Source organism: Desulfovibrio desulfuricans, from assembly GCF_024460775.1.
GTDB lineage: Bacteria > Desulfobacterota > Desulfovibrionia > Desulfovibrionales > Desulfovibrionaceae > Desulfovibrio > Desulfovibrio desulfuricans_E.
Genome location: NZ_JANFYZ010000006.1, coordinates 103569 through 126123, shown reverse-complemented (window position 1 = coordinate 126123; position 22555 = coordinate 103569). Strand labels below are relative to the sequence as shown.

The window sequence follows — 22555 nt, the reverse complement described above, 5'->3', positions numbered from 1 at the left end:
AGAGGCAATGCCGCGCAAAAAACAGTACCAATGGAAATCCAGCGATGAGGCGGAAGGCTTTGACTTGCCGCCCAGCCGCTCTGAAAAAAAACGCCAGAGCCTTGCCCTGCAAAACATGGGCGAAGAGCTGACGCGCCTTGGCCCGCAGGAAGTCAAAAACCTTGACCTGCCCGCAGACCTCAGGGAAGCGCTGCAACTTTACGCCCGCATAGGCGACCACGAAGGCCGCCGCCGCCAGATGCAGTTTATTGGCCGCGTCATGCGCGAGATTGACCCCGCGCCCATCCGCGCCATGCTGGATGCCCGCCGCGAGGTTTCCGCCGCCGCCACCGCAGCCCTGCATCAGGCGGAGCAGTGGCGCGACCGCCTGCTGACAGCTGACCAGGGCGAACTTGCGGGCCTGGTGGAAACCCTGCTGACCGCAAGGGCACTGCCGGAGCAGGACGCAGAAGAAGCGCAGGCATCGGGCAAGGGAGCTCTGCCAGGTCAGGATGAACTCCTGACCATGACCCTCGCCGCCCGCAAGGAAGCTGCGGAGAACACCTCCCCGCAGGCCCGGCGCGCGCTTTTTCGCGCCATCCACGGAATGCTGAAAGCGTAATCCCGGTGATTTTACCTCCCAACCCTGTGCTTTTTCATAAAAATAAAAAAATTGCGCAGGAATACTTGACGATCACCTACGGTTAGGATAGAAGCTTTCTTCGTTGCTACGCCCTTGTAGCTCAGTCGGTAGAGTGCATCCTTGGTAAGGATGAGGTCAGCAGTTCAATCCTGCTCAAGGGCTCCACAAAACATCAAAGGACTTACGGAGTAATCCGCAAGTCCTTTTTTTGCATCCCCGCTTGACTGGGATTTCAGATAAAAAAAGCCGCCCATACGGACGGCCCGAAATCATAAAAATTGCACATCAGGGAAGCTGCGGCGGTTGCGGCATCAAGGCCCGGTATGGGCCGCGCATGCTGTACACAAAGTTTGCCATGCGCGCATCGCCGCTGATCACAAGCATGAGCAAAAGTTTGGACTGCGCATCCTCACGCACAATGCCGTAGCCCTTCACGCCCTTTTGCTCAAAGGTAAATTCCCACTGGCCATTGCTGCGAAGAACAGGCGTCGAGCCCTGCAAGCGTTTGGCATTGCCCCTGGCGGCCTGCTCGGCCTCGCCAGAGTTGGCAGGCCCCACAATGATGAGCGCAGAACTTTTGTGCTCCTTCTGCCCCATCACGACCTGCACGGCTTCCTGCACCTTGGTGGGGCCGTTCACCACTACCCAGTCCGCAGGCAGATCAAGGCTGTAATATTTCGTTGTCAGGGGCGCGGCCTGCGCCTGCACTGCAAGCAGAACCGTCAGCACAATCAGGGGCAAGCCCCGCATAACAAGCCGGATAAAATTCTGGGGCATGGCAATCTCCGTTACATTCCAGGATGCCGGAGTGTACGGCTCTCCTTCCCGCCTGTCCACACGCTATGCTGCGGATACCTGGCGGATATCTGCGCGATAGGAGCGCGCGCCCTCTTGCCGGGGAAGATTCATACCTGTAGTATGCGCGCGATGAGGATAGTATGCTGAAACTACGAGCCATGCGCGCCCGACTTTATGGAATCCGCTTTGAGTTGCTCATGCTCTCGCTGTGGTGCGTGTTTATCCTGAACATCCTGTTTCCGGACAACATCTACCGTGGCATTGCGCAGGCAATCTATCTGCCAATCCAGCTGCTTGCGGCCCTTGTGCTTTTTGAATTCAGGCCGCGCATTATGCGCCTTGCTCTGTTTTTCGGCGCGCTGCTCATTGTGGGCCGCGCCCTGGATCTGTTCTTTATCGATAGCCTGAAAGAAGAAACCCTGATGCTCTATCTGTGTTTTTTCGGCAGCATAATGTTTGAAGTCTTCCGGCAAATATCCCATGCGCAGATGGTTACTACCAAGATTGTGTATGCTGCGGTGTGCGGTTTGCTGCTCATTGGCTATTGCGGCTATTTCGTGTTCCTGACCATTGAATTCCACCAGCCGGGTTCTTTTTCCGGGCTGGGGCCGGGCGATCAGGCCATTAACGATCTGTTTTATTTCAGCTACGTGACCATCCTCACCATCGGCTACGGCGACATAACGCCAAAAACCTGGATTGCCAAAAATGCCACAGTGCTTGTGGGATTTACAGGCTACCTCTATTCCATTGTGGTTATTGCCCTTATCGTGGGCAGGGCCCACCGCACGCCCCGTAACGCCGTTGCCCCCACAAAAAAGCCTGCCCCGCTGCCTGCGCGCTCTCCGCAATCATCTTCCGCCAAGAAACCGCCGGAAGCCTGACCCTTCGCCTGATTCCGCAACAGCTTCACGCCAGAGGCCATCAGCACAGGGCCAGCCTGATTCGTACCCCTATGAGGGGCATCAGGCCGCCCGCTCAGGCCTTGCGCTTGAACATCCACACGGCAACGCCCACCGCCACCGCGCTGATGCAGGCAATCTTGCCAAGGCTCACCGCTGCCGCAGCCACGGTAATATCCTTGAGAAAAACACCCTGCACAATGGTGGTAAAATGCCGCATGGGGTTCAACTGGCTGGCGTATTGCAAAAATGGCGGCATGTTGATGACGGGCGTGACCGCGCCGGAAATAAGAATGCACGGCACCCCAACGGTAAAGGCCCCCAGAAACGCCTGCTGCTGCGTGGCCGAAAGCGACGAGACCATCAGCCCCACACCGCCCGAAGCCATGGCAAAAACCAGCATGGCCACATAGAGCAGCACCAGCGAACCGGTAAACGGCACCCCGAAACCAAATACGGATATAAGCAGAAAAATTGTGCCGTGCACCAGCCCCACCAGACAGCCCGGCACCAGCTTGGCAAGGGCGATCTCCGTGGGCGTGGCCGGGGAAACCAGCAACTGGTCAAAGGTGCCCACCTCTCGCTCCCGCGCCACGGAAAGCCCCGTCACCACCAGCCCCAGCATAAAGCCCAGCATGCCTATAAGGTTGGGCAAAAAGAACCACTGAAATTCCAGATTGGGGTTGAACCAGCAGCGTACGCGCACGTCCAGCTTGGGTGCGCCGCCTGCGTCAGTTGCAGCGCCGAGCGCCATTTTCCCCCGTGGAGTGGATTCCCCAATGCCGCGCACAATGGTTTCAAGATAGTAGGAGGCAATCTGCGCCGCATTGGAGCGCCTGCCGTCAAGTATCACCTGCATCTGCGCTGGCGTCCCCGCATCGACCCTGCGGGAAAATTCATCATCAAACACCATGACAAACAGGGCCTTTTGCCGCTCGATAGTCGGACGGATATCCGCCTCGCCATCCAGAAATGTCACGCTGCGGAAGGTGTGCGACCCCTGTAGCCTGCGCACGATCTCACGGCTCCAGTTGCCGCTGTCCTGATTAAGCACGGCCACGTCCACGTTGCGCACTTCCATGGTGGCCGCCCAGCCAAACACCACAATCTGCATGAGCGGCGGCACGATAATAAGCATGCGCGAAACCTTGTTGCACAGCAGAACCAGCAGTTCCTTGCGCACAATGGTCGCCATGCGCCGCAGGTTCAAACGGGGCAGCGTTATTCTTGCCATCACGCATCCAGCCTTTTGACAAGATTGCGGTACACCAGCCCCAGCAATACCGAGGCCAGCAGCCCCATGAACAGCAGGCTGGGGCCAAACACGCCCCACACGTCCCCGGTCAGAAAGATGGTACGCAAACAGGTATTGAAGTAGCTGGCGGGCAAAAGCCGCGTCAGGGCCTGAAGCACGGGCGGCATGCTGTTGATGTCAAATACGAAGCCCGAGAGAAGCAATGCGGGCAAAAAGCCGGAGAACAATCCCGCTTCAGCAGCCACCAGTTGCCCGCGCAGGGTTACGGAAATCAGCAGCCCCTGCCCCAGCGCGCTCAGCATGAATACGGACGACAATAACACAAGCACCCACAGGGAGCCACGAAAGGGCACGGCAAAAAGCGTCACCGCCGCCACCGCGCACAGGGCCATACTGAACATGCCCATGCAGAAATACGGAATCAGCTTGCCCAGCAGCAGTTGCATGCGGCTCACGGGCGTGGCGAACATGGCCTCCATGGTGCCGCGCTCCCACTCGCGCGCAAATACCAGGGAGGTCAGCAGTGTGCCGATAAGGGTCATGATGACCGTGATGGCCCCCGGCACAAGAAACTGCACGCTCTTGGCGGCAGGATTGTACCAGAAGCGCGGCTGAATATTGATGGGCAGCGCTGCTGCAACGCCATCAGGTAAGGCCGTGCGCTGCCAGGACATAATCAGCCCCTGGCTGTAATTCTGGATGTATTGGGCAGTATTGGGCTCTGACCCGTCCACAAGCACCTGTACGGCCCCGGCGCTGCCCCGCTCAAGCTGCTCGTCAAAATCCTGCTGGATCACCAGTATGCCCTGCACCACAGAATCGCGCATCATGCGCCCGGCATCGGCCATATTGCCCACTGGCCGCGTGGCAAACCACGGGGAATGGGCAAAATCCGCCGCAAGGCTCAGCGAATGCCGCCCCCCGCTCTGATTCAGTACGCCCAGCCGCAGCACGCCCGCATCCAGCGTGATGCCGTAGCCAAAGAGCAGCAGAAAAATGAACGGCAAAACCCCGGCCACAAGATAGGACGAAGGATCGCGCACGATCTGCTGAAATTCCTTGCCCACAAGGGCAGATAACTGTCGTAACCAGATGTTGCGTAGCATAGGGCCTGATTCTTGGTTGTATATCCCGGCAGCAGTGGCTTGCAAAAAACTCGCGCAAGGCGGCTACTGCGGATGCTCCCTGTCGTATTTTTCAATGCTGGCGATAAAGGCTTCTTCCAGCGTGGGGTCTTCCACCTCGGTACAGGATGCCTTGAGTTCGTCCGGCGTTCCCATGCTGATCATTGCTCCGCGATAGATCAGCGCGATGCGGTCGCAGTATTCGGCTTCTTCCATGAAGTGGGTCGTCACCAGCACGGCTGCCCCGGCTGTGGTCATGGCGGAAATGTGCTTCCAGAAATCCCTACGGGTGCGCGCGTCCACGCCAGAGGTCGGCTCGTCAAGAAACAGCACGGGCGGCTCATGCAGGGTAGCGCACAGTAGAGCCAGCCGCTGCTTTTGCCCCAGCGGCAATGAGCCTGTGCGGCTGCGCAGATAGGGCTGCAATTCCAGCGCCTCGGCCAGTTCGGGCAAAAGGGCGTTGCGCCGCTCCCTGGACAGGCCGTACAGCTCGGCAAAAATGGTGATGTTTTCACGCACGGGAATATCCGGATACAGCGAAAACTTCTGCGCCATGTAGCCCAGACGCGAGCGGGCCTCGCTGCCCGCGCTCAGCAGGTCTACCCCATCTACGGCGCAACTGCCGGATGTGGGACGCGAAAGCCCGCAGAGCATGCGGAAGGTGGTGGACTTGCCCGCCCCATTGGGCCCGAGCAGACCAAAAATCTCGCCGGGGCGCACATCAAAGGAAATATCGCGTGCGGCCACAAATGCGCCAAAGCGTTTGGTGAGGTTGCGGGCCGAGATGGAAAAAGTCGGGCCTGAATCAGCGGGAGCAGCAGGCAAAACTACATCTGGCGAAGCAGCAGCCGAGGACGCAAGACCAATACTACCATCATCACTGCCCTGAATGCCGGAGTGGTTGCCGCCGTTGTGGGCCACGTGCAGCTTGCCGTAGGGCGAAGGGCTCTGGTTGATGCCGCCCACGGCGCTCATGTAGGCGTCTTCCAGCCGTGGGGACACGGCCTCGCCGCCACGGGCCAACACCTCGCGCCGCAGATCGTCAGGGGCATTTGCCGCCAGCACCAGCCGGATGCGGCTGCCCTGGATAAGGGCATCTTCAATGCCGGGGCGCATGGTCCAGAGGGCCAGCTCCTTTTTATGCATCCCCACATCGGCCCGCAGCAGAAAAACCCGCCCTTCAGCCCGAGCGGTGAGTTCCTCCGGCGGCCCGGCAAACAGTACGCGTCCGCTGTCCAGCATAATCACGCCGGGGCAGCGCTCGGCCTCGTCCAGATAGGCGGTGGACCACACAACCGTCATGCCGTCCTGACTCAGATCCTGCACCATGCGCCAGAGTTCGCGGCGCGATTGCGGGTCAACGCCCACGCCGGGTTCGTCAAGCAGCAGCAGGCGTGGCGAACCCAGCAAGGCGCAGGCAATGCCCAGTTTCTGCTTCATGCCGCCAGACAATCTGCCCGCAAGGCGCTCGGTAAAAGGGGCCAGGCTGGTGAATCCCAGCAGTTTTTCAAACACGCGGTCGCGCTCCGCCCCTTCAAGCCCGCGCAGACTGGCATGCAGCCGCATGTTGGCCATGACGGAAATATCCTCATACAGGCCAAAGCGCTGCGGCATGTAGCCAATGCTGTTGGGCTGGCTGCGCATAAGCTCTGCCGGGCTTTGCCCAAAGAGGTTTGCGCGCCCCTCGCTTGGCGGCATAAGACCCGCCATGATGCGCATGAGCGTGGTTTTGCCCGCCGCGTCAGGCCCCACCAGCCCGGTGATGCGCCCGGCGGGGATGACCGCGTTCACGCCGTCCAGAGCGGTGACGGCCTCGCGCCCCTTGCCGAAGCGCATGACCAGCCCCTCCAGACAGACGGCCTGAGCATCGGGGGCGCGGCCGCTCATGGCGCGGGCGTATCCTGCAAAATGATGGTCACGGGCATGCCCTGCCGCATGACGTTTTCCGGATCCTGCGCCTGCACGCGCAGCCGATAGACCAGAGCCGTGCGCACCTCGCGCGTTTCAACGGTCTTGGGGGTAAATTCCGCCGTGGGCGAAATAAAGCCCACCGTGCCGGAAAAGCTTTTGCCAGGCGCCGCGTCCACCAGAATCTTCACAGGCATGCCGGGTTTGACGCGCCCCAGATTGGGTTCGTCCACATAGGCCCGCAGCCACAGGGGGTCGGTAAGGGTGAGGGTGTACACGGTCTGCCCGGCCTGCACTATGGCCCCGGCCTCGCGGGCGCGGGTGAGTACAATGCCCTTTTGCGGAGCGGCAAGCACGGCATCGCGCAACTGGATTTCCGCATGATTGAGGGCTGCGGCGGCAGCGGCCACAGCCGCTTTTTGCGCCAGCACTTCCTCTTCCCGGTAGCCGGAAAGCAGCATGTCCAGCTGGTCCTGATTGGAACGCAGCTTGGCGCTGGCCTCGCTGTACTGGGCGCGGGCGTTGTCCAGGTCTTTTTGCGAAATGGCGTTGGAAACGCGCATGGCCGCCACGCGGTTCAGGTTGATCTGCGCGTTTTCAGCCAGGGCGGCAGAGCCGCTCACCGCAGCGCGGGCCTGAGCAATTTCTTCCACGCGGTAGCCGCGCTCAAGACGCAACAGGGAGGCCTGCTGCCTTTCAAGTTCTGCGGCGGCCTGATCGCGCTGCTGAGTCAGCAGATCATCGTCAATCCGGGCCAGAGCCTGACCGGGGGCAACGGCATCGCCTTCGTCAACAAGCACACTTGCAATGCGCCCGTTAACGCGAAAGCTCAGGTCAACCTGCCGTATGTCCACATTGCCGTACAGCACAAGCTGATCGCCATCGTGCCGCAGCCAGTGCCACAACAGAAAAACAGCCAGCAGCACAACCAAAGCCGCGCCAAGGCCCAAAACCTTACGGGGGACAGCCATATTCCTCCCTGCTCGCAATCGCCGCAAGCGGTTGCCGCGCCAGACAGTTTTATGCCGGGGCCATGCGCCCCGCTGTCACCCAGAATAGCCAGTGGAGGGGGCCTTGTCCATGCTGCGCAGCACATGCAATAGAATAGTTGATTTCAGCGGGTTTGTGGTGCAAGCAAAAAGAGCGGAACTGCAATGCAGCGCTCAGACCTTTAACTATACCGGGGACATCATGACAAACCATTCGCCTGTTTTCAGCATCGCCAGGGTTATGAGGGTTACAGCGATGCTTGCACTCACCTTGATCCTGTACGCCCCGGTCAGCCCCGCCGCGCAACAGCCGAAAGAATTTCCCGATGCCGCTACGGTAGAAAGCATCGCTGCGCAAGGTTTTGTTTACGGCCTGCCCATAGTGATGCACTACGCAGTTACCTATGAATACTCCGTTGACACCAAATCCCCGCAGTACAAAGCGCCCTTCAACGCCCTGCGCAATGGGGCGCGGGTGTTCACCTACAAGGATACCGTGGTCATCACGCCCAACAGCGACACGCCCTACTCCTTTGCCTGCCTTGATCTGCGGGCCGAACCGGTGGTCATTACCGTGCCGAAGGATACGGACGGGCGGTATTTCAGCGTGCAGCTTGTAGACGCCAATACTTTCAACTTTGGCTACATCGGCAGCAGAACAACGGGCAACGGCGGGGGCAGCTATCTTGTCGCAGGGCCGGAATGGAAGGGCACAGCGCCCGCGGGCATGCGCGTGTTCCGCTCCAACGCGCAGTTTGCCATGGCACTGTTCCGCACCCAGTTGTTCAGCCCCGCAGATATTGAAAATGTGCTGAAATTCCAGACAGGCTACGCCGTAAAACCCCTCTCGGCCTTTTTGGGGCAGACGCCGCCCCCGGCGCTTCCCATGCCGCCCTTCCCCAACATCGGGCAGGATTTTGTAAAGCCGGAATTTTTTGATTATCTGGCCTTTGCGCTGCAATTTGCGCCAGCCGGGCCGGAAGAAGTCTCCATCCGCACCCAGCTTGCCAGTATTGGCGTGGTTGCAGGCAAACCCTTTGCATTTGATGCCCTGCCCAAGGATACACAGGCAGCAGTGCTGCGCGGTCTGCAAAAAGGCGCTGGCATGGTCGATGCCTCCGTCACAAGGCCGGGGCTTCGCGTGAACGGCTGGAAGATGAGTTCTCCCTTCGGCAACAGGGAGTTCTTTAACGGGGACTGGCTGTTGCGGGCAGCCGGGGCCAAGGCGGGCATTTACGGCAATGATGCCGAAGAAGCAGTATATCCCATGACCAAAACCCTGGCAGACGGCAGCCCGCTGGATGGCAGCAAGCACAAGTACCGCATGACCATTCCCGCCGGGCAGTACCCTCCGGCCAAGGCTTTCTGGTCTGTGACCATGTATGACGGCAATACCCAGTTGCTCATAAAAAATCCCATTGACCGCTACCTGATCAATTCGCCCATGCTGCCGGACATGAAAAAGAATCCCGATGGCTCGCTTACCATCCTGATCCAGCGCGATACCCCTGGCAAAGAGCACGAGAGTAACTGGCTGCCCGCGCCGGACGGCCCGATTTTTCTTGTAATGCGCCTGTACTGGCCTGAAACCGAAGGGCTCTCCGTGCTGCCGCTGGGCAAAGGAACCTGGCAGCCCCCCAAGGTGGAATTAAACGACTAAGCACGAAGCGCAAAAGGATCATATGACGTTTCATTTCACAGCGCGCCCTGCAATCTGGGCGGTCATGCATGCTGCCATCTGGCTGGCCCTGATGGCAGCAGCGCAGACCGCAAGGGCCGAGAACTACGGCTGGTTTTCACTGGAAGCGCCCCAGGGCTGGCAGGCCGAAGCCCCGTCAACCCTGGCGGGAGCCTGGGTGCTTGCGCTCACCGGGCCGGAAGAAGCCGTCCACGTGCGCATCATGGTGGGCAAAACCGCAGGGCCGCCGGATGCGGCGGATGTGGCAGGATTGCTGCGCGCCGCCGCCGGAGTGCGGGAGCCTGTGCGCAGGGCTGATGCCCAGTATGTTTTCAGAGGAAAAGACGCAATGGGAGTGGACACGGCCTGCATTGTGGGCGCGGATCCGCAGGCGGGCATATACATGGCCGTGCTGTGCAGTGGAGAAGTTGACCGCGCAGAAGACCTGCTGGCCGCGCTGCGCGGAGGATCAAACCCCGCCATGCTGCCCCTGCGGCATGCCGTACGCGGCAGTATTGAACCCCGTTTTCTGCCCGCTGCACAATAAACGGCAACGGACAGGCGGGGGAAAAGACAAAAGATTACTGTTGCAGCACTGGCTTGCGGCTGCGCTGAATGGGCTTGCCCAGTCCCATGCCTTCTGTGGAACGCAGCACCTCTGCGGCCCTGGCCTCATCGCCGCGCAACAGCACCAGCACCACATAGAGTTTGCCCGAGCGCTCCATCTTTGTACGCATTCCCCTGCCCTCCAGACGCTGACGCAAAGAGTCCACAGCGTCCGCATCCTTGAATGCCCCCACCTGAAACACATAATCGTACATTCCAGATGTCTGCGGCCTTGCAATGCCGCCCGGGGCCGCCTGCTGCCCTGCCGCGCCGCCCTGTGCGCCCCCTTGCGGTGCTGGCGCAACCCCGGCCTGAGCCACGCCGGCAGGTTTGGGCTGCACCGGCGTCATGGGCGGCAAGGGTTTGAGCGGGGCATCGCCCGTGGCGGCATCGTTGCGCAGCACTCTGGCAAAACGCAATTCCTCGGCGGCCAGCACTTTTTGCTTGGGTTCGCTTGCTCCATCATCTGCGCCGGAGCCTTGATCGCCGCCCACGACATGCGAATCATCGTCCGGCGTGGTTGCGGATGAAGGGGCGCTTGCCCCAGACGTGCCCGACCTGACCGCAATGGGTTGCGGGTGCGCCTTCCAGTAGGCCCTGCCGCTCATAACCCCGCCAAGGTATGCCAGCACCACTGCCGCCACCACCAGAAAGCCCACCGCCAGCAAGGATGAAGGGCGCAGGCACAGGCATTTTTTATCATTTGCCTGGTCCGATGAAGGCTGACGGGTAGCAGGAGGCATGGAATCTCCGGATGTTGGGGTTTGCTGCGATAATCATGCGCAGAGAGGGACAGAAAGAACGTTGGCGCGGGCAACCATATCAATGCATGGCGCTGGCGTAAAGTACGCCAGTAATCCGCACGACAGATCACCGCAAACATTGATCTATATAGCCTTTTGCAACCAGAGCTGCCGTGGCCGCTTGCGGGCCTGCCCTGCGCTCTGCTATCATGCTGACACAAGTTGCAAACATGGAGTACGCCATGATCAAGGATGTATGGTTTCTTCGCATATACGCGGCCATCTGTCTTGTGCTGGCCGGAGCGATCGTTGCTGGCGCGGCCTCTGCCGCCCATATAGCAAAACCCGGCCCTGAACCGCAAATCCTCACCATCGTTAACGCCACAGGCGAGGATATTCTGAGCATGGGCTTTCAGACCGGCCGCAGTATGCATTTTGTGCGGTTCGACATGCCCCCCGCTAGTCGGGACGACATTGAAAACCCCGGCTCGGTCGCCAACCTGCGTGTGGACACAGGCCTTGCCCTGTGGATTTTCAAGGATGTGCCGCTGGCCAAGGCGCAAAGCGTGACCCTGCGCATGGGCGAAAAGCCATTGCTGGAACTCGCTTTTTCCAAGGGCGAGCAGCAACGCCTGACGGGCGAAGTGCAAAGCCTGCTGCCGGGGCCGGATGCCGGGCCGGTCTGCGCGCTTGACCGTTTTCGCCCCGGCATGCCCATGAAGGACGTTTGCACCCTGCTGAGCGCCACGCCGCAACGTGACGATAACGATGCAGTGCTTGCCAGCCTTGGCTTTGCGGGCATGGTCTGGGCCGCGCGGCTTGAGCCTGCCCAGCGCGGGGAAAAGCCTTCAAGCAAGACGCCCCTTGTGCTTGACCACATGGAACTGCGCCGCAAGCTGGACCAGGAAACCCTGGACAAACTGCTGAACGCCCTTTACGAGCAAAAATACAGCCCCTGGCAGGCCGAATTGCCGGGGCTGGATATCAACTTTACCCAAATGCCGTCCATGGATCTGAACAAGCAGAAGGACATGCTGCGGCAGGTGCTTGAGTACTTCATGTCTGCCAGCAAGGGCGAAGCAACCATCATGCTCGCGCCTACAGAAATGCTGCCCAAGCTTGCGGATGCCGATGCCCCGAGCAGCGACGTGCAGCTATTCACCATCACCCTGCGCCCGGCTTCAAAAAATCTTGTGGTGGATGTTGCCGCCTATCAGGAAAACGAAGAATCAAGATAAATTATCGGTATAATATTCCAGTGCCTGTCCGCTGGACGGCCTGAACGTAAGAAGGCATCCTCAGCCAAAAGCCGGGGATGCCTTCTTGAATTTTCGATCAGGCCGGGGCTGTTTAAAGCCTGCCTTCCTTCTTGGCGGCGCGCATGCTCCGCAGCCAGTTGTACCAGCCTTCAAGGCCATCGCCTTTGCGGCAGGAAACCTCAAAGATATCCAGATCCTTATTGAGCTTTGTGGCAAAATTGCGGGCGCGCGCAAGGTCAAAATCCACGTAGGGCAGCAGGTCGACCTTGTTGAGCACCATTGCCTTGGCAAGGTTGAACAGCAGGGGGTACTTTTCCGGCTTGTCGTCACCTTCGGCAACGCTCAACAGGGCGACCTTGGCGTCTTCGCCGCAGTCAAATTCCACTGGGCACACCAGGTTGCCCACGTTTTCAATAAAAAGAATATCCACGCCGGTGAGGTCAAGGCTTTCCAGCGAGGTAAGGATCATGTTGCTGTCGAGGTGGCAGCCGCCGTCTGTATTGATCTGCACGGCCTGCGCGCCTGTGGCGGCAACGCGGCGGGCATCGTTATCTGTCTGTAGGTCGCCTTCCACCACCGCCATGCGGAATTCTCCGGCCAGATCACTCAGGGTGCGTTCCAGCAGGGTGGTTTTGCCCGCGCCGGGCGAGCTGATGAGATTCAGCGACAATATTCCCTTTTCTGTAAGCAGCCGACGCACGTTATCGGCCATTTTTTCGTTGGCTTCCAATACATTGCGAACCACAGGAATTTGCATTCAATTCTCCTTGCTTGCCGCCGGTGCGGCGTGGTCATGAGCCAGAAAGATAAGACAAAGGCGAAGACGGCAGTGAAAGGAGCAAACCAGCCCCCCTGAAGAATCAGAGGGGCAAAGGGGTTAGCTGGCTTCCAGACGGTTGAGATACAGCTCCCTGCCCTGCTCAACCACATGCCCGAACTGCTCGCCGCAATCGGGGCACGGCAGCCAGAGTGCATCCTGCCCCTCCCCGCCAAAAACTTTACCGCAGGCGGAGCAGCGCAGCCGTAGCGGAAGCTCGGTAAGCTCCAGGCGCGCGCCTTCGTGCGGGGTACCCTGCACCATGACTTCAAAACAGAATTGCAGCGACTCGGGCACAACACCTGAAAGCGAGCCGTACGTGACGTTCACAACTTCCAGACGAGTGCAGCCCTGACGGGCTATTTCATCCTCAGCCATCTGCAACAGGCTTTGTGCTATGGACATTTCGTGCATGGGGTCATGCTAGCCCAAACACCCGGCCCCGTAAAGGCCAGAAGCGAATCTTGCTATTCGGCGCAAATAATGTACATTTTGTTCATGCGTCGCTCAAAATTTTCTGGCGTCTTCTCATTCTCTGCCGACTGGACAGAGAGCCGCAGCAAAACGCACTACTTCGTCTGGGAGCTTCCAGACGGAGCCTTTGCGGTGCAGGAACTCAACGCCGCGTTCCAGCCTGTGGCAGAGGTGGAGCGCATAAACGCAAAAACCTTTTCCCAGTCATTCAAGGCAGAGCACAATATTTTGGCGATGCCTGTGATCACGCCGGATCTCAGCCATTTTGAATCCGCCCCGCCCGCACCAGCGCCCCAACACCCGGATGCTGCGGCAGAACAGCCTGCCCGCAAAGCGAGCGCACCCAAGGCCAAAACAGGGAGCGCGCCGCTCCAGACGCTTTCAAAGGCCAAGCTGCCAGATTCCGTGGAAGTGGTCCCCGAGCAGCCCGATATGGGGCTTATTCCCTTTCCTTCCCGCACCGCCACCGGCGTCACCGCTGTTCGCTATGATGAAGGCCCCACGCCTGCTGCCGCTACCACAGCCGCTGCCGCGCCCAAGAGGGCCTACGACCTTGAAGCCGCCCGCAAGGCCAAGGTTGTGGAGTCAAAGCTGCGGGAGACTTTTCGCCAGACATTGCTGCGCCTCAAACGCCCGCGCGAGCGCAAGGCAGCACTGCTTGCCCTTGAGCAACTGGCGCAGACCAAGGACGGCATCATACCCGCCCACAAGCATATGTTCCGTGATTTTGGCGTACGTCTGCGCCAGAATTCCCAGCCCGACCTCGCCCTGCTTTTTTCACGCAAGGCAGTGGAACTGGCCCCCGAGGACGATCACGCCCACTTCAACCTGGCGCGCATTCTCTGTTCGCTTGGCCTGTATGACGAAGCCGCCACCCACATCGGCACGGCTTTGAGCATGTCCAGCGGAGAGCCTCTCTACTTCAAGCTGTTGGAACACATCCGCGAACTCAAACGGACGCGCGGCGCAGGCAAGCCCACGCCCCAGCGCTGAGCCGCTGTTCCAACCCAAGTCATTGGCAGGAGCCTTTTGGCATGAACAAAGTAATTCTCGGTCTTCTAGTGGCAGTGTGCGTTCTGGGCATGGCGCTTATCATGCTCAATGAACGTATGCGCAAGCCTGAACCAGCAAACCCCGCAGGCATTATCGCGCCTGTCACCTCCCCGGATGCGGCCCCGCCCGCCGATGCTGGCAACCAGTCCGCCACATCTCCTTCCCTGCATCTGCCCCCGCAGACCCAGAGTGGCATTCCTGATCTCAACGCCAGCGGCGAAGCCCCGGCCCGTGCGCCCATCCCCAGCCTTAAGCCGGAGGAAAAGAGCGCCCCGACAAGCAATGTAGCCGCGGCCGAACCTCAGCCAGCCGTTGCCAAGCCCGTAGTGCAGCCCAAACCTGCGACCCCGGTCACAGAAAAAACAGCGCCAGCGGCAGAACCCGCCAAGGAGAAAGCCGCCAAGGCCGCGCCGCAGCACAAGAACATCACCAAGTTTGTGGTTCTTGCACGCGATAAGGGCGCAACAGTGCGCCTCGTGGGTGCTGCGCCCATTGTCTACAAAAACATGCAACTCAGCGGCCCTGAACGTCTGGTTATTGATCTGGACGGCAAGTGGCAGGTCAAGGCGCCCGGCGTGCCCAAGAACCCTGCGGTGACCAACGTGCGCATTGGCAAGGGCGACGACAAAACGCGCATTGTCATTGACCTGACGGGCAAGATTCAGCCCAAGTTCACGCTTTCAAAGGATGGGCACACCCTGGACATCCGCCTGGATCACTAGGGCATGACAGGGCGGCCCACGCCGCCCCGGCATCATCAGTATCTCCCAGATAGAGAAACCGGCTGTTGTTAACAACAGCCGGTTTTTATTTTCATGCCCTGTCAGGCGCAATGGTAAGCATCGGGCCAACAGCAGCGGGTGCAGGCCTCAGCTTTCCATTTCCTTGCCGCGCGCGTTGGCGGCCAGCACGGATTCCACCAGCAAGCCTGCAAGGCCTGCGCGGTCAAGCACGTTCACGCCCGCTATAGTCACCCCGCCGGGCGAGCAGACATCGTCACGCAACTGCATGATCGGCGAGGTGCTCTGCTCGGCCATTTTGGCGCATCCGCCAAAAAGGGCAGTAACCATCTCGCGCGATTCTTTATGCTGAAAACCGAGGGTAACGCCAGCCTGAACCAGCCCCTGCATCATGGCAAACACGTAGGCAGGCCCTGCCCCGATAAGAGCTGTGAACGCCGTGAACTTGCTTTCCGGCAGTTCCACGCACACGCCCAACGCGCCGAACAAAGCCTGAATGTCGGCCTTGCTGGTATCGGACAGGTCAGGATCGTCAAAGCAGAGGGCGAACACGCCCATGCCCACAAGGGCCGGGGTGTTGGGCATGCAGCGCACCACAGGACAACGCCCTTCAACTGCCGCAGTGAGGCGCTGAAGGCTCACGCCAGCAGCTACGGAAACCAGGGTTTTCCCGGCTGTCAGCTCTGGGCGCATCTGCGCAAGCACCTCTGCCGCCTGATAGGGTTTAACGCCCAGCACCAGCACGTCGGCGGCCTGCGCCACGGCCTGGGGACTTTCCATCACGCGCACGCCAAGCTCTTCAAGCGGGCGCATGCGTGAAGCGGTTCTGTTGAAACCGCACAGTTCGTAGCCGCCCTTGCGGGCAAGCCCGGCCATGATGGCCCCACCCATGTTGCCGCATCCGACACAGCCGATTTTGAGCGCCATAATATTACTCCGTTATTTCCAGACCGCTGAAGAAGTAGCCTATTTCAAAAGCCGCGGTTTCAGCGGCGTCCGAGCCGTGAACAGCATTGGCTTCCAGGCTTTGGCCATACTTGTGACGCAAGGTGCCGGGCTCTGCCTGAGCCGGATTGGTGGCCCCCATGAGGGCGCGCCAGCGGGGCACCGCGTCTTCGCCGCGCAATACAACGCAAACCACCGGGCCGGAAGACATGTAGTCGGTCAGGCTGTCAAAAAAGGGGCGCTCGCTGTGGACGGCATAAAAGCCCGCAGCCTGAGCCTTGGAAAGGCGCAAGCGCTTGAGAGCCACTATTTTGAGGCCGGAAGCTTCCATGGCAGCCAGAATTTCCCCGGTCAGATTGCGCGAAACTGCGTCAGGCTTGATAATGGCGAAAGTGGATTGCATGCTTACTCCTTTTCCATGTTGTTGTTAGCAGGATAAGAACGCGCCGCAACGGCGGCTCCGTCCTGGGCCAGTTTCCAGAGTACGCGCCGCAAGGGCACCACCGCCACGCCGTCCTTGTCCTGCCAGTCGCGCAGAGCGCGCAGGGTTTCAGGATAAGGATGGCCAATGGCCACAGCCATGCCTTGAGCGCGGACGCGGGCTGCCGCCGCGTCCAGCGCAGACAGAATGGCCGCAGTGTCGCGGCGCGTATCCAGAAAAACATCGCGTGCAAGGCCGACCAGCCCCGCCTCTCTGGCTGCAAGTGCCAGCTGGGGGTCTGGGCGCGTCACACTGTCGAGCACGGCGAGCCCTCGCCCGCCAAGCATGCTGCACAGTGTTCTGCACAGCGAAATATCACCAGTAAAAGCTGACCCCATGTGGTTGTTGAGGCCAATGACCGAGGGCAAAATCCGCAGATTTTCCTCAAGTACGGTCTGCACCTCCTGCGCGCTCATACTGGTGAGCAGCGCTCCGGGGCCAGGGTCCGGCCTGCCATGCAAGGCCCGAGGCAGGGCCTCCATGGGCTGGTGCAACAGGCAATCAAGCCGACTGGTTAACGCTATCCCGGCTGTTTCCTGCGCATGCGGCGACCTCGGCCAGATGGCCAGAGTCACTGGAAACGGCAACGAGGCAAGAGCTTCTGCGGATTCGAGCCTCTGGCCCATGTCATCAATGACAATAGCCAGGGCCTCTGGCGGCAGAGGTTGGGCCAAATCTGAAAGCTGCCCCTCCCGACCAGGAAAGCTAACAACATAGTATACCAGATGATTGAGTAGGACTTCAAGCGTTCCTTGCGGCGTCCAGCGCACCTCGGTGCGCACTCCTGCCCTTTCCAGAGCCGGATTTTGATCGCGCAGCCCCTGAAGCAGAGCCAGCCCAAGGCGCAGGGGCGCGCAGGGGCCGCTGACGATGACCTGCCGCAGATCTGCCGTGCTGGCGTATGTAGCGGCATATGCCGCCTGCTCTGCGGAAGCAGCGGGAATGTGAGGAATGGTTGCCCCGGAGGGCAATTGCGAAGTTTCGACAGGCAAATTTTCTTGCAAGGGAAGCTGCTGCCACTGCGCCTGAGGTAAGGCCAGCGGGAGTGTACGCGCAAGCAACGCGTCCACACTTTCCAGAGCCAGCGCCCTGTCAAAGCCCAACCCGCCGTCATGTGCGCCTGATGGTTTGTGGGCAACCGCAAAGGGCAAAGCCGCGCCCGAGGCAGCCGTCGGCTTCCGGGTCGGGGCTTCCAGTTGCCAATAAACCCAGCAGGATATGGCAAGGCTACATAAAAGCCACAGCAAGCCGCCCACGGCAAGCTGCGCAGACGCAGACAGCCCCCCGGCGAACCGCAAGGGCCCGGCCAGAAGGCTGTCTGATAACTTTGTGTCGCGCAAAGGCAACACCCTGTTTATTCCTGCCCGCCCGCCTTACGCGGTTACGGGGTTAATTCCTGATTTCCCGCATCTTGGGGAGGCTCTTGACCATTTGCAGGGCCATGCGCAACTGGTTGTCGCGCGCGAGCTGCTCGGCGGCATCTTCCTTGCTGTTCTTGGCCTTGGAAGATTTTTTGTCCTTGCCGTTTTCGATGTGACGGTTCAGATCCTGCTCGCGCACCATAAGGCGGGAGTTATCCTTGTCGTCCGTGCGGGGGGCTTCAAACGGCACTTCCACATCAGGCACAACGCCTTCGGCCTGAATGGAGCTGCCGTTGGGCGTGTAGTACAGGGCAACCGTAAGCTTGAGGCCGGAGCCGTCAGAAAGCGGGATAATGTTCTGCACGGATCCCTTGCCGAATGAACGCTCACCCACTGTGAGGGCGCGCTTCTGGTCGCGCAGGGCGCCAGCCACGATTTCAGAAGCGGAGGCGGAGCCGGCGTTGATCAGCACAACCATGGGGGCGTGGATATCATCGCCCTGCTTTTTGGCTTCGTACACGCGGTCAGTATTGTCGCGCCGTCCCTTGATGGAAACGATGACGCCCTTGTCGAGGAACGTGTCAGAAACGCTCACAGCCTGATCAAGCAGCCCGCCGGGGTTATTGCGCAGGTCAAGCACGATCCCCTTGATGCCGCCGGAATTCTTGGTTTCCTTTTCTGCCGCCTTAAGAGCGTCGCGCAGTTCTTCGGTGGTGCGCTCAGAAAAACGCGTGAGGCGAATCCAGTAATACCCGTCCTCGAGCTTCTTGGACTTCACGCTGATAAGCGGAATGGCATCGCGCACAAGGCGGACAGTCTGCGGGGCCTTGGCATCGCTGTGCAGGATGGCAAGCTCCACCTCCGAGCCCTTGGGGCCACGGATGCGGGAAACAACTTCCTGCAACGAGAGTTCCTGCGCGGGCTGCCCGTTGATGGACAGAATAATGTCGCCAGATTTGAGCCCGGCCCGATAGGCGGGGGTGTCCTCAATGGGAGTCACCACCGTAACCTGACCGTTCTCCATGGAAATTTCTATGCCAATACCAAAGAACTCGCCGGAGGTGGTCTCCTGCATTTCTTTGTATTCTTCGGCGTTCATAAAGGTGGAGTGCGGGTCAAGGCCCTGAAGCATGCCTTTGACCGCGCCATTGATAAGGTCGCCCTGCGTCACATCACGCACGTAATAACGCTCCACCAGATCAAGAACCTGGCTGAAGCGCTTGAGCGCATCAAACTTACTGGGGGCTTCCTTGGACGTTTCCTTTTTTTCGGCGCACTGGGGAGCGCCCGGCAGGGCGACCACGCCGCCCACGGCAAGCAGAAGCACAAGAAGGCTAAGACGGACAAGAAGACGCATAACAACGATCTCCACGCGGACGTAATGAACGAACACAGCGCCACAAGCAAAAAGCCGCAACGCAGGGGGTGCTGCAACGCCAGCCAATGGAGGGGCCGCGCACCAGCCGGATAGTGCCCCTTTTCATGCTAAATTGCAAATCAAAAAGGCGCGTGTTGCGCCTTGCAGGCCATTCCGCCAAGGTGCGGACGCGCATCTTTCCGTATGCGCCGAAGTATTGCCCCACTCTCCATGCAACATGCGCCGGGGAAACTGCTGCATCAACATATCAGTTTCCTCCGGCGCATATCGAGCGCATCAAGACGTTCCAGGCTTTCAGACAGAACAGCTATTGCCTGTCTGGGGCAAGCCCGGTCATGCAGGTTTTATCCGCAATATGCCGCATGCGCCGCACAGGCCGAGCTAGTCTTCAACCTTGAAGAAAGCTGCCGCGCCGCCGCCGCACACAGGACACGCGTCACAGGGGCCTTCGTGGGTATAGCCGCAAACCTTGCACACGTAATAATCGGTGGCGGGCAGAGCGGCGGGATTTTCCAGAGCCTTTTGGTAAAGCTTGGCGTGGATTTCTTCCACCTGATTGGCAAAGTCAAAATACTTGGCAACGGCGCTCTGGCCTTCGGCCTGGGCCTGTTTGATCATGTCGGGGTACATGGTGGTGAATTCGTAGGTTTCACCTTCGATGGCCGACTTGAGGTTGGCCATGGTGTTTCCGATTTTGCCAGCATTCTTGAGGTGGGTATGAGCGTGAACGGTTTCAGCAGCCGCAGCAGCGCGGAACAGCTTGGCAACCTGATGCATGCCTTCCTTGTCGGCAGCGGCAGCAAAGGCAAGGTACTTGCGGTTGGCCTGGGATTCACCGGCAAAGGCCGCCATCAGATTTTCTTGTGTGGTGCTCATTGGTATTCTCCTCGATGAAGTTATTGTTTTTATCAGGAACAATTCCTGATTAAAGAATTCTCACTGCCTTGTAAAGCATTTTTTTACAAAAAATTATTTTTGCAGGCCCGCCCTTTAGCCCTTGATACCGTTGCGCAGAACGCTATGACAAGCTAAAAGGAACCTATGAACGCCCAAGAAATCATATCCCATTTCGGCATGCGGCCCCACCCCGAAGGGGGGTTCTATCACCGCACATACGAAGCTCCGCAAATTCTTACGGCGGATGAAATGCCCTGTGGTTTTATAGGGCCAAGACCCGTATCTACAGCCATCCTTTTTCTGCTTGAGCAGGGTCAATATTCACGTTTGCACCGCATCAGGCAGGATGAACTGTGGCATTTCCACCTTGGCGGCCCCTTGCGCCTGGCCTGTATTGATACACACGGGCAACCGCGCGAAGTGATCCTTGGCCCGAATATTATGGCGGGGCAACACGTGCAGTTTACCATTCCCGGCGGCTGCTGGTTTGGCGCAACGCCTGCGCCAGGCAGCGAGTTTGCACTTGTGGGCTGCACGGTTTCACCGGGCTTTGATATGGAAGACCTGCGCCTGGGCCAGCCGGAAGAGCTGACCCTGCGCTACCCCAATGCAAAAGACTGCATACGCGAATTCTGCCCACCTCTGAACGACGCCCAGCGCGCCGCCTGTAGAAGATGCGGTGACGACGAATGACGCGCTATGCCGTGCCTGATGTTGCGCCGCAACACCCGCACTGCACAGAAATCGTTATCCGCCGCAGCCGCTTTCTGACCCAGTGCGCCCATACGCCGGATGCGGCAACAGCGCGGGCCTTTGTGGAACAGGTGCGGCGCAAGCACGCCGATGCAACGCACAACTGCTGGGCATATGCCGCTGGCGCGCCGGGGAATACGGCGCAGATCGGTTCGTCAGACGATGGAGAACCCCACGGCACTGCTGGCAGGCCCATGCTGCAAATTGTGCTGCACAGCGGCATTGGCGAATTGTGCGTGGTGGTGAGCCGCTGGTTTGGCGGCGTCAAGCTTGGCACAGGCGGCCTTGTGCGGGCCTATCAGGACAGTGTGCGCGAAAATCTGGCCGATCTGCCCGTGAGGCAGCGTGTGCCGGAAACCAGTTTGCAGCTTACCGTTGCCTACGCGCACCTTGATGCCCTGCGCCGCATGTTGCCAACGTACGAAGCCCGCCTTGAAAGTGAAGACTATCAGGCTGAGGCCAGATTGCAACTGCGTTTGCCCGCCGAACACGTGGAGGCCTTTCAGGTTGCGCTGGCAGGCGTAAGCAATGGCGCGGCCCTTTGCAGTGAGCTTGCGGACAGCGACACCGCCTGAGACAATATTTTTTTGTGCGTTTACAGCCTATCGGTATATGCCGGTGGGCTTTTTTGTTTTGAATTACTCATTTTGAACCTTACCCCCATCAGCCCCCAATAACAGTCAGGGCCGCCGGATTTCTCCAGCGGCCCTGACGGACATTCATCATACGGGGTGCGGCTTAGACGCCCTTGGCCTTAAGCTCTTCGAGGAAGCCTTCCGGCACTTCAAATCCCAGAGCCTGCGCCTTTTTGGCGGATTCTGCGGCGTCGGCGTACTGTTCCATTTCAAACTGCGCCAGCGCCAGATTGTTCCAGGCCGGGGCAAAACCGGGCTGCTGCTTGATCACTTCCTTGCAGGCTGTTTCGCAAGCCGCAAAGTCGCCCTTCATATAATAGGCGGTGGAAAGCGCATTTCTGGCCTGCACAAAGTTGGGATCCCACTTGAGGGCCTTGTTCAGGGCCGTGATGGCCTTATCGGGCTCGCCGCGTTGCAGGTGCACAAAAGCAATGTTGCCCCACGGCACGGGGAATTTGGCGCGGCAGTTGGCAGCTTCCTCATTGTAGCGCAGGCAGCCGTCAAGGTCGCCGCGTTCAAGGCAGATGCCGCCAAGCTGCACATAGGCTTCCGCCAGATGCGGCGAATTGCGCACAGCGTTCAGCAGGGCTTCTTCAGCAGCCACAAAGTCGCGCTTGGTCAGCAGGGCCAGACCAAGATTGTAGTAATGGGTAGCGCACTGCTCGTTCTGGGCGATTTCCGCCTTCAGATCGGCAATGTATTCATCCAGGTCATCGTAGCGAGCTTTCATGCTATGTGCCCCTCTTTTTTCAAAAGATCATAGTACCATCGGCAAAAATCAAAAATGCCCATGTACTTTTCGTCCTTATTGACCACGCCAAGGGCGCATTCTGTAGCGCCCTTGCTGTAGGCCTTGCCATACGGCCCTTTTTTGGCCGCGTCTTTCAGAAATTCGTTGACCAGCTGCTGCGTGGTGCGCTTGGACACATCTGTCCGCATATCAAGCGGCTCGTTGGGCTTCTGGAAAGGATCCCAGTTTTCATAGCCGATGCGGTCCACAAATTTGCGGCGGCGCGGATTCATGCGCTCATAAATTTCGCGCTTGAGACCTTCCTGCTCATCCGAAAGCTGCTGCGGCGTTCCATCGCGAAAGACGGTGGCGGGAATGCTGCCGTACATCTCAAACTCCTTTCACGC

The 22555-nt window shown here is 59.4% G+C and carries 24 protein-coding genes and 1 tRNA gene; 10 read left to right on the top strand and 15 right to left on the bottom strand.

Annotated elements, in window-relative coordinates; all coding sequences use genetic code 11:
• Positions 1–7 precede the first annotated feature (7 nt).
• On the top strand, positions 8–601 hold the full coding sequence (gene yjgA / locus NE637_RS09295; protein ID WP_192113674.1) for a ribosome biogenesis factor YjgA: 594 nt from the start codon (positions 8–10) through the stop codon (positions 599–601).
• A 110-nt stretch (positions 602–711) separates the two neighbouring features.
• Positions 712–787: transfer RNA gene (locus NE637_RS09290), tRNA-Thr, on the top strand.
• A 120-nt stretch (positions 788–907) separates the two neighbouring features.
• On the opposite strand, the gene NE637_RS09285 is transcribed toward NE637_RS09290, so the two are convergent.
• The gene (locus NE637_RS09285) at positions 908–1399 is read right to left on the bottom strand and encodes a hypothetical protein (protein ID WP_225530104.1); all 492 of its coding nucleotides are present in this window, start codon (positions 1397–1399) and stop codon (positions 908–910) included.
• 161 nt (positions 1400–1560) lie between these two features.
• Here NE637_RS09285 and NE637_RS09280 point away from each other — a divergent pair, with 161 nt between their 5' ends.
• The gene (locus NE637_RS09280; RefSeq protein ID WP_227118658.1) at positions 1561–2304 is read left to right on the top strand and encodes a potassium channel family protein; all 744 of its coding nucleotides are present in this window, start codon (positions 1561–1563) and stop codon (positions 2302–2304) included.
• 94 nt (positions 2305–2398) lie between these two features.
• On the opposite strand, the gene NE637_RS09275 is transcribed toward NE637_RS09280, so the two are convergent.
• The 4 genes from NE637_RS09275 to hlyD all read right to left on the bottom strand — a co-directional run bounded on the left by NE637_RS09275 (position 2399) and on the right by hlyD (position 7580).
• A complete protein-coding gene (locus NE637_RS09275; RefSeq protein ID WP_227118657.1) occupies positions 2399–3556 on the bottom strand; it encodes an ABC transporter permease in 1158 nt (385 codons plus the stop codon).
• A complete protein-coding gene (locus tag NE637_RS09270) occupies positions 3556–4683 on the bottom strand; it encodes an ABC transporter permease (RefSeq protein WP_227118656.1) in 1128 nt (375 codons plus the stop codon). Before NE637_RS09270 ends, NE637_RS09275 begins: the two co-directional genes overlap by 1 nt.
• 63 nt (positions 4684–4746) lie before the next feature.
• Positions 4747–6588 (bottom strand): ATP-binding cassette domain-containing protein, encoded by a 1842-nt coding sequence (locus NE637_RS09265; RefSeq protein WP_227118655.1) that lies wholly within the window; start codon positions 6586–6588, stop codon positions 4747–4749.
• A complete protein-coding gene (hlyD, locus tag NE637_RS09260) occupies positions 6585–7580 on the bottom strand; it encodes a secretion protein HlyD (protein ID WP_215647179.1) in 996 nt (331 codons plus the stop codon). Before hlyD ends, NE637_RS09265 begins: the two co-directional genes overlap by 4 nt.
• A 220-nt stretch (positions 7581–7800) precedes the next feature.
• Here hlyD and NE637_RS09255 point away from each other — a divergent pair, with 220 nt between their 5' ends.
• Positions 7801–9258, top strand: a complete 1458-nt coding sequence (locus NE637_RS09255) for a DUF1254 domain-containing protein (RefSeq protein WP_227118654.1) — start codon at positions 7801–7803, stop codon at positions 9256–9258.
• 22 nt (positions 9259–9280) lie between these two features.
• Positions 9281–9823, top strand: a complete 543-nt coding sequence (locus NE637_RS09250; protein ID WP_192113908.1) for a hypothetical protein — start codon at positions 9281–9283, stop codon at positions 9821–9823.
• A 34-nt stretch (positions 9824–9857) separates the two neighbouring features.
• On the opposite strand, the gene NE637_RS09245 is transcribed toward NE637_RS09250, so the two are convergent.
• Positions 9858–10625 (bottom strand): SPOR domain-containing protein, encoded by a 768-nt coding sequence (locus NE637_RS09245; protein WP_227118653.1) that lies wholly within the window; start codon positions 10623–10625, stop codon positions 9858–9860.
• Positions 10626–10867: 242 nt separating this feature from the next.
• Here NE637_RS09245 and NE637_RS09240 point away from each other — a divergent pair, with 242 nt between their 5' ends.
• Positions 10868–11863, top strand: a complete 996-nt coding sequence (locus NE637_RS09240) for a peptidoglycan glycosyltransferase (protein WP_256267697.1) — start codon at positions 10868–10870, stop codon at positions 11861–11863.
• A 112-nt stretch (positions 11864–11975) separates the two neighbouring features.
• On the opposite strand, the gene hypB is transcribed toward NE637_RS09240, so the two are convergent.
• Both hypB and NE637_RS09230 read right to left on the bottom strand, forming a co-directional pair.
• On the bottom strand, positions 11976–12641 hold the full coding sequence (gene hypB / locus NE637_RS09235; RefSeq protein WP_192113905.1) for a hydrogenase nickel incorporation protein HypB: 666 nt from the start codon (positions 12639–12641) through the stop codon (positions 11976–11978).
• Between the two features lie 120 nt (positions 12642–12761).
• Positions 12762–13115 carry a hydrogenase maturation nickel metallochaperone HypA/HybF gene (locus NE637_RS09230; protein ID WP_022658078.1) on the bottom strand — a complete coding sequence of 118 codons (354 nt, stop codon included), beginning with the start codon at positions 13113–13115 and terminating at the stop codon, positions 12762–12764.
• Positions 13116–13184: 69 nt separating this feature from the next.
• Between NE637_RS09230 and NE637_RS09225 the strand changes: the two genes are divergently transcribed.
• A complete protein-coding gene (locus NE637_RS09225; RefSeq protein ID WP_227118652.1) occupies positions 13185–14168 on the top strand; it encodes a tetratricopeptide repeat protein in 984 nt (327 codons plus the stop codon).
• Positions 14169–14209: 41 nt separating this feature from the next.
• Positions 14210–14950 (top strand): AMIN domain-containing protein, encoded by a 741-nt coding sequence (locus NE637_RS09220; protein WP_227118651.1) that lies wholly within the window; start codon positions 14210–14212, stop codon positions 14948–14950.
• Between the two features lie 147 nt (positions 14951–15097).
• Here the strand turns inward: NE637_RS09220 and proC are convergent, their stop codons facing one another.
• From proC to NE637_RS09195, 5 genes are all read right to left on the bottom strand, one after another.
• Positions 15098–15895: a pyrroline-5-carboxylate reductase gene (gene proC / locus NE637_RS09215; RefSeq protein WP_227118650.1), complete on the bottom strand. Its 798-nt coding sequence runs from the start codon at positions 15893–15895 to the stop codon at positions 15098–15100.
• A gap of 4 nt (positions 15896–15899) precedes the next feature.
• Positions 15900–16316 (bottom strand): nucleoside-diphosphate kinase, encoded by a 417-nt coding sequence (gene ndk / locus NE637_RS09210; protein WP_192112524.1) that lies wholly within the window; start codon positions 16314–16316, stop codon positions 15900–15902.
• Between the two features lie 2 nt (positions 16317–16318).
• Entirely contained in the window at positions 16319–17734 is a 1416-nt protein-coding gene (locus NE637_RS09205) for a divergent polysaccharide deacetylase family protein (protein ID WP_227118649.1), read from the bottom strand.
• A 49-nt stretch (positions 17735–17783) separates the two neighbouring features.
• Entirely contained in the window at positions 17784–19112 is a 1329-nt protein-coding gene (locus tag NE637_RS09200) for a S41 family peptidase (RefSeq protein ID WP_192112522.1), read from the bottom strand.
• 402 nt (positions 19113–19514) lie between these two features.
• Complete coding sequence (locus tag NE637_RS09195) at positions 19515–20009, bottom strand: rubrerythrin family protein (RefSeq protein ID WP_256267696.1); 495 nt, start codon at positions 20007–20009, stop codon at positions 19515–19517.
• Positions 20010–20174: 165 nt separating this feature from the next.
• Between NE637_RS09195 and NE637_RS09190 the strand changes: the two genes are divergently transcribed.
• Together NE637_RS09190 and NE637_RS09185 are read left to right on the top strand one after the other, a co-directional pair.
• The gene (locus NE637_RS09190) at positions 20175–20723 is read left to right on the top strand and encodes a cupin domain-containing protein (RefSeq protein ID WP_227118648.1); all 549 of its coding nucleotides are present in this window, start codon (positions 20175–20177) and stop codon (positions 20721–20723) included.
• Positions 20720–21358 (top strand): YigZ family protein, encoded by a 639-nt coding sequence (locus NE637_RS09185; protein WP_192112519.1) that lies wholly within the window; start codon positions 20720–20722, stop codon positions 21356–21358. Before NE637_RS09190 ends, NE637_RS09185 begins: the two co-directional genes overlap by 4 nt.
• A gap of 163 nt (positions 21359–21521) precedes the next feature.
• On the opposite strand, the gene NE637_RS09180 is transcribed toward NE637_RS09185, so the two are convergent.
• Both NE637_RS09180 and NE637_RS09175 read right to left on the bottom strand, forming a co-directional pair.
• The gene (locus NE637_RS09180) at positions 21522–22148 is read right to left on the bottom strand and encodes a tetratricopeptide repeat protein (protein ID WP_192112518.1); all 627 of its coding nucleotides are present in this window, start codon (positions 22146–22148) and stop codon (positions 21522–21524) included.
• Positions 22145–22537: a hypothetical protein gene (locus NE637_RS09175; protein WP_192112517.1), complete on the bottom strand. Its 393-nt coding sequence runs from the start codon at positions 22535–22537 to the stop codon at positions 22145–22147. Before NE637_RS09175 ends, NE637_RS09180 begins: the two co-directional genes overlap by 4 nt.
• Between the last annotated feature and the right edge of the window lie 18 nt (positions 22538–22555).

Bases quoted from the DNA above. Each gene is read 5' to 3' on its own strand.
- yjgA (WP_192113674.1), top strand. From the start codon at position 8: ATGCCGCGCAAAAAACAGTACCAATGGAAATCCAGCGATGAGGCGGAA.
- NE637_RS09285 (WP_225530104.1), bottom strand. From the start codon at position 1,399: ATGCCCCAGAATTTTATCCGGCTTGTTATGCGGGGCTTGCCCCTGATT.
- NE637_RS09280 (WP_227118658.1), top strand. From the start codon at position 1,561: ATGCTGAAACTACGAGCCATGCGCGCCCGACTTTATGGAATCCGCTTT.
- NE637_RS09275 (WP_227118657.1), bottom strand. From the start codon at position 3,556: ATGGCAAGAATAACGCTGCCCCGTTTGAACCTGCGGCGCATGGCGACC.
- NE637_RS09270 (WP_227118656.1), bottom strand. From the start codon at position 4,683: ATGCTACGCAACATCTGGTTACGACAGTTATCTGCCCTTGTGGGCAAG.
- NE637_RS09265 (WP_227118655.1), bottom strand. From the start codon at position 6,588: ATGAGCGGCCGCGCCCCCGATGCTCAGGCCGTCTGTCTGGAGGGGCTG.
- hlyD (WP_215647179.1), bottom strand. From the start codon at position 7,580: ATGGCTGTCCCCCGTAAGGTTTTGGGCCTTGGCGCGGCTTTGGTTGTG.
- NE637_RS09255 (WP_227118654.1), top strand. From the start codon at position 7,801: ATGACAAACCATTCGCCTGTTTTCAGCATCGCCAGGGTTATGAGGGTT.
- NE637_RS09250 (WP_192113908.1), top strand. From the start codon at position 9,281: ATGACGTTTCATTTCACAGCGCGCCCTGCAATCTGGGCGGTCATGCAT.
- NE637_RS09245 (WP_227118653.1), bottom strand. From the start codon at position 10,625: ATGCCTCCTGCTACCCGTCAGCCTTCATCGGACCAGGCAAATGATAAA.
- NE637_RS09240 (WP_256267697.1), top strand. From the start codon at position 10,868: ATGATCAAGGATGTATGGTTTCTTCGCATATACGCGGCCATCTGTCTT.
- hypB (WP_192113905.1), bottom strand. From the start codon at position 12,641: ATGCAAATTCCTGTGGTTCGCAATGTATTGGAAGCCAACGAAAAAATG.
- NE637_RS09230 (WP_022658078.1), bottom strand. From the start codon at position 13,115: ATGCACGAAATGTCCATAGCACAAAGCCTGTTGCAGATGGCTGAGGAT.
- NE637_RS09225 (WP_227118652.1), top strand. From the start codon at position 13,185: ATGTACATTTTGTTCATGCGTCGCTCAAAATTTTCTGGCGTCTTCTCA.
- NE637_RS09220 (WP_227118651.1), top strand. From the start codon at position 14,210: ATGAACAAAGTAATTCTCGGTCTTCTAGTGGCAGTGTGCGTTCTGGGC.
- proC (WP_227118650.1), bottom strand. From the start codon at position 15,895: ATGGCGCTCAAAATCGGCTGTGTCGGATGCGGCAACATGGGTGGGGCC.
- ndk (WP_192112524.1), bottom strand. From the start codon at position 16,316: ATGCAATCCACTTTCGCCATTATCAAGCCTGACGCAGTTTCGCGCAAT.
- NE637_RS09200 (WP_192112522.1), bottom strand. From the start codon at position 19,112: ATGCGTCTTCTTGTCCGTCTTAGCCTTCTTGTGCTTCTGCTTGCCGTG.
- NE637_RS09195 (WP_256267696.1), bottom strand. From the start codon at position 20,009: ATGAGCACCACACAAGAAAATCTGATGGCGGCCTTTGCCGGTGAATCC.
- NE637_RS09190 (WP_227118648.1), top strand. From the start codon at position 20,175: ATGAACGCCCAAGAAATCATATCCCATTTCGGCATGCGGCCCCACCCC.
- NE637_RS09185 (WP_192112519.1), top strand. From the start codon at position 20,720: ATGACGCGCTATGCCGTGCCTGATGTTGCGCCGCAACACCCGCACTGC.
- NE637_RS09180 (WP_192112518.1), bottom strand. From the start codon at position 22,148: ATGAAAGCTCGCTACGATGACCTGGATGAATACATTGCCGATCTGAAG.
- NE637_RS09175 (WP_192112517.1), bottom strand. From the start codon at position 22,537: ATGTACGGCAGCATTCCCGCCACCGTCTTTCGCGATGGAACGCCGCAG.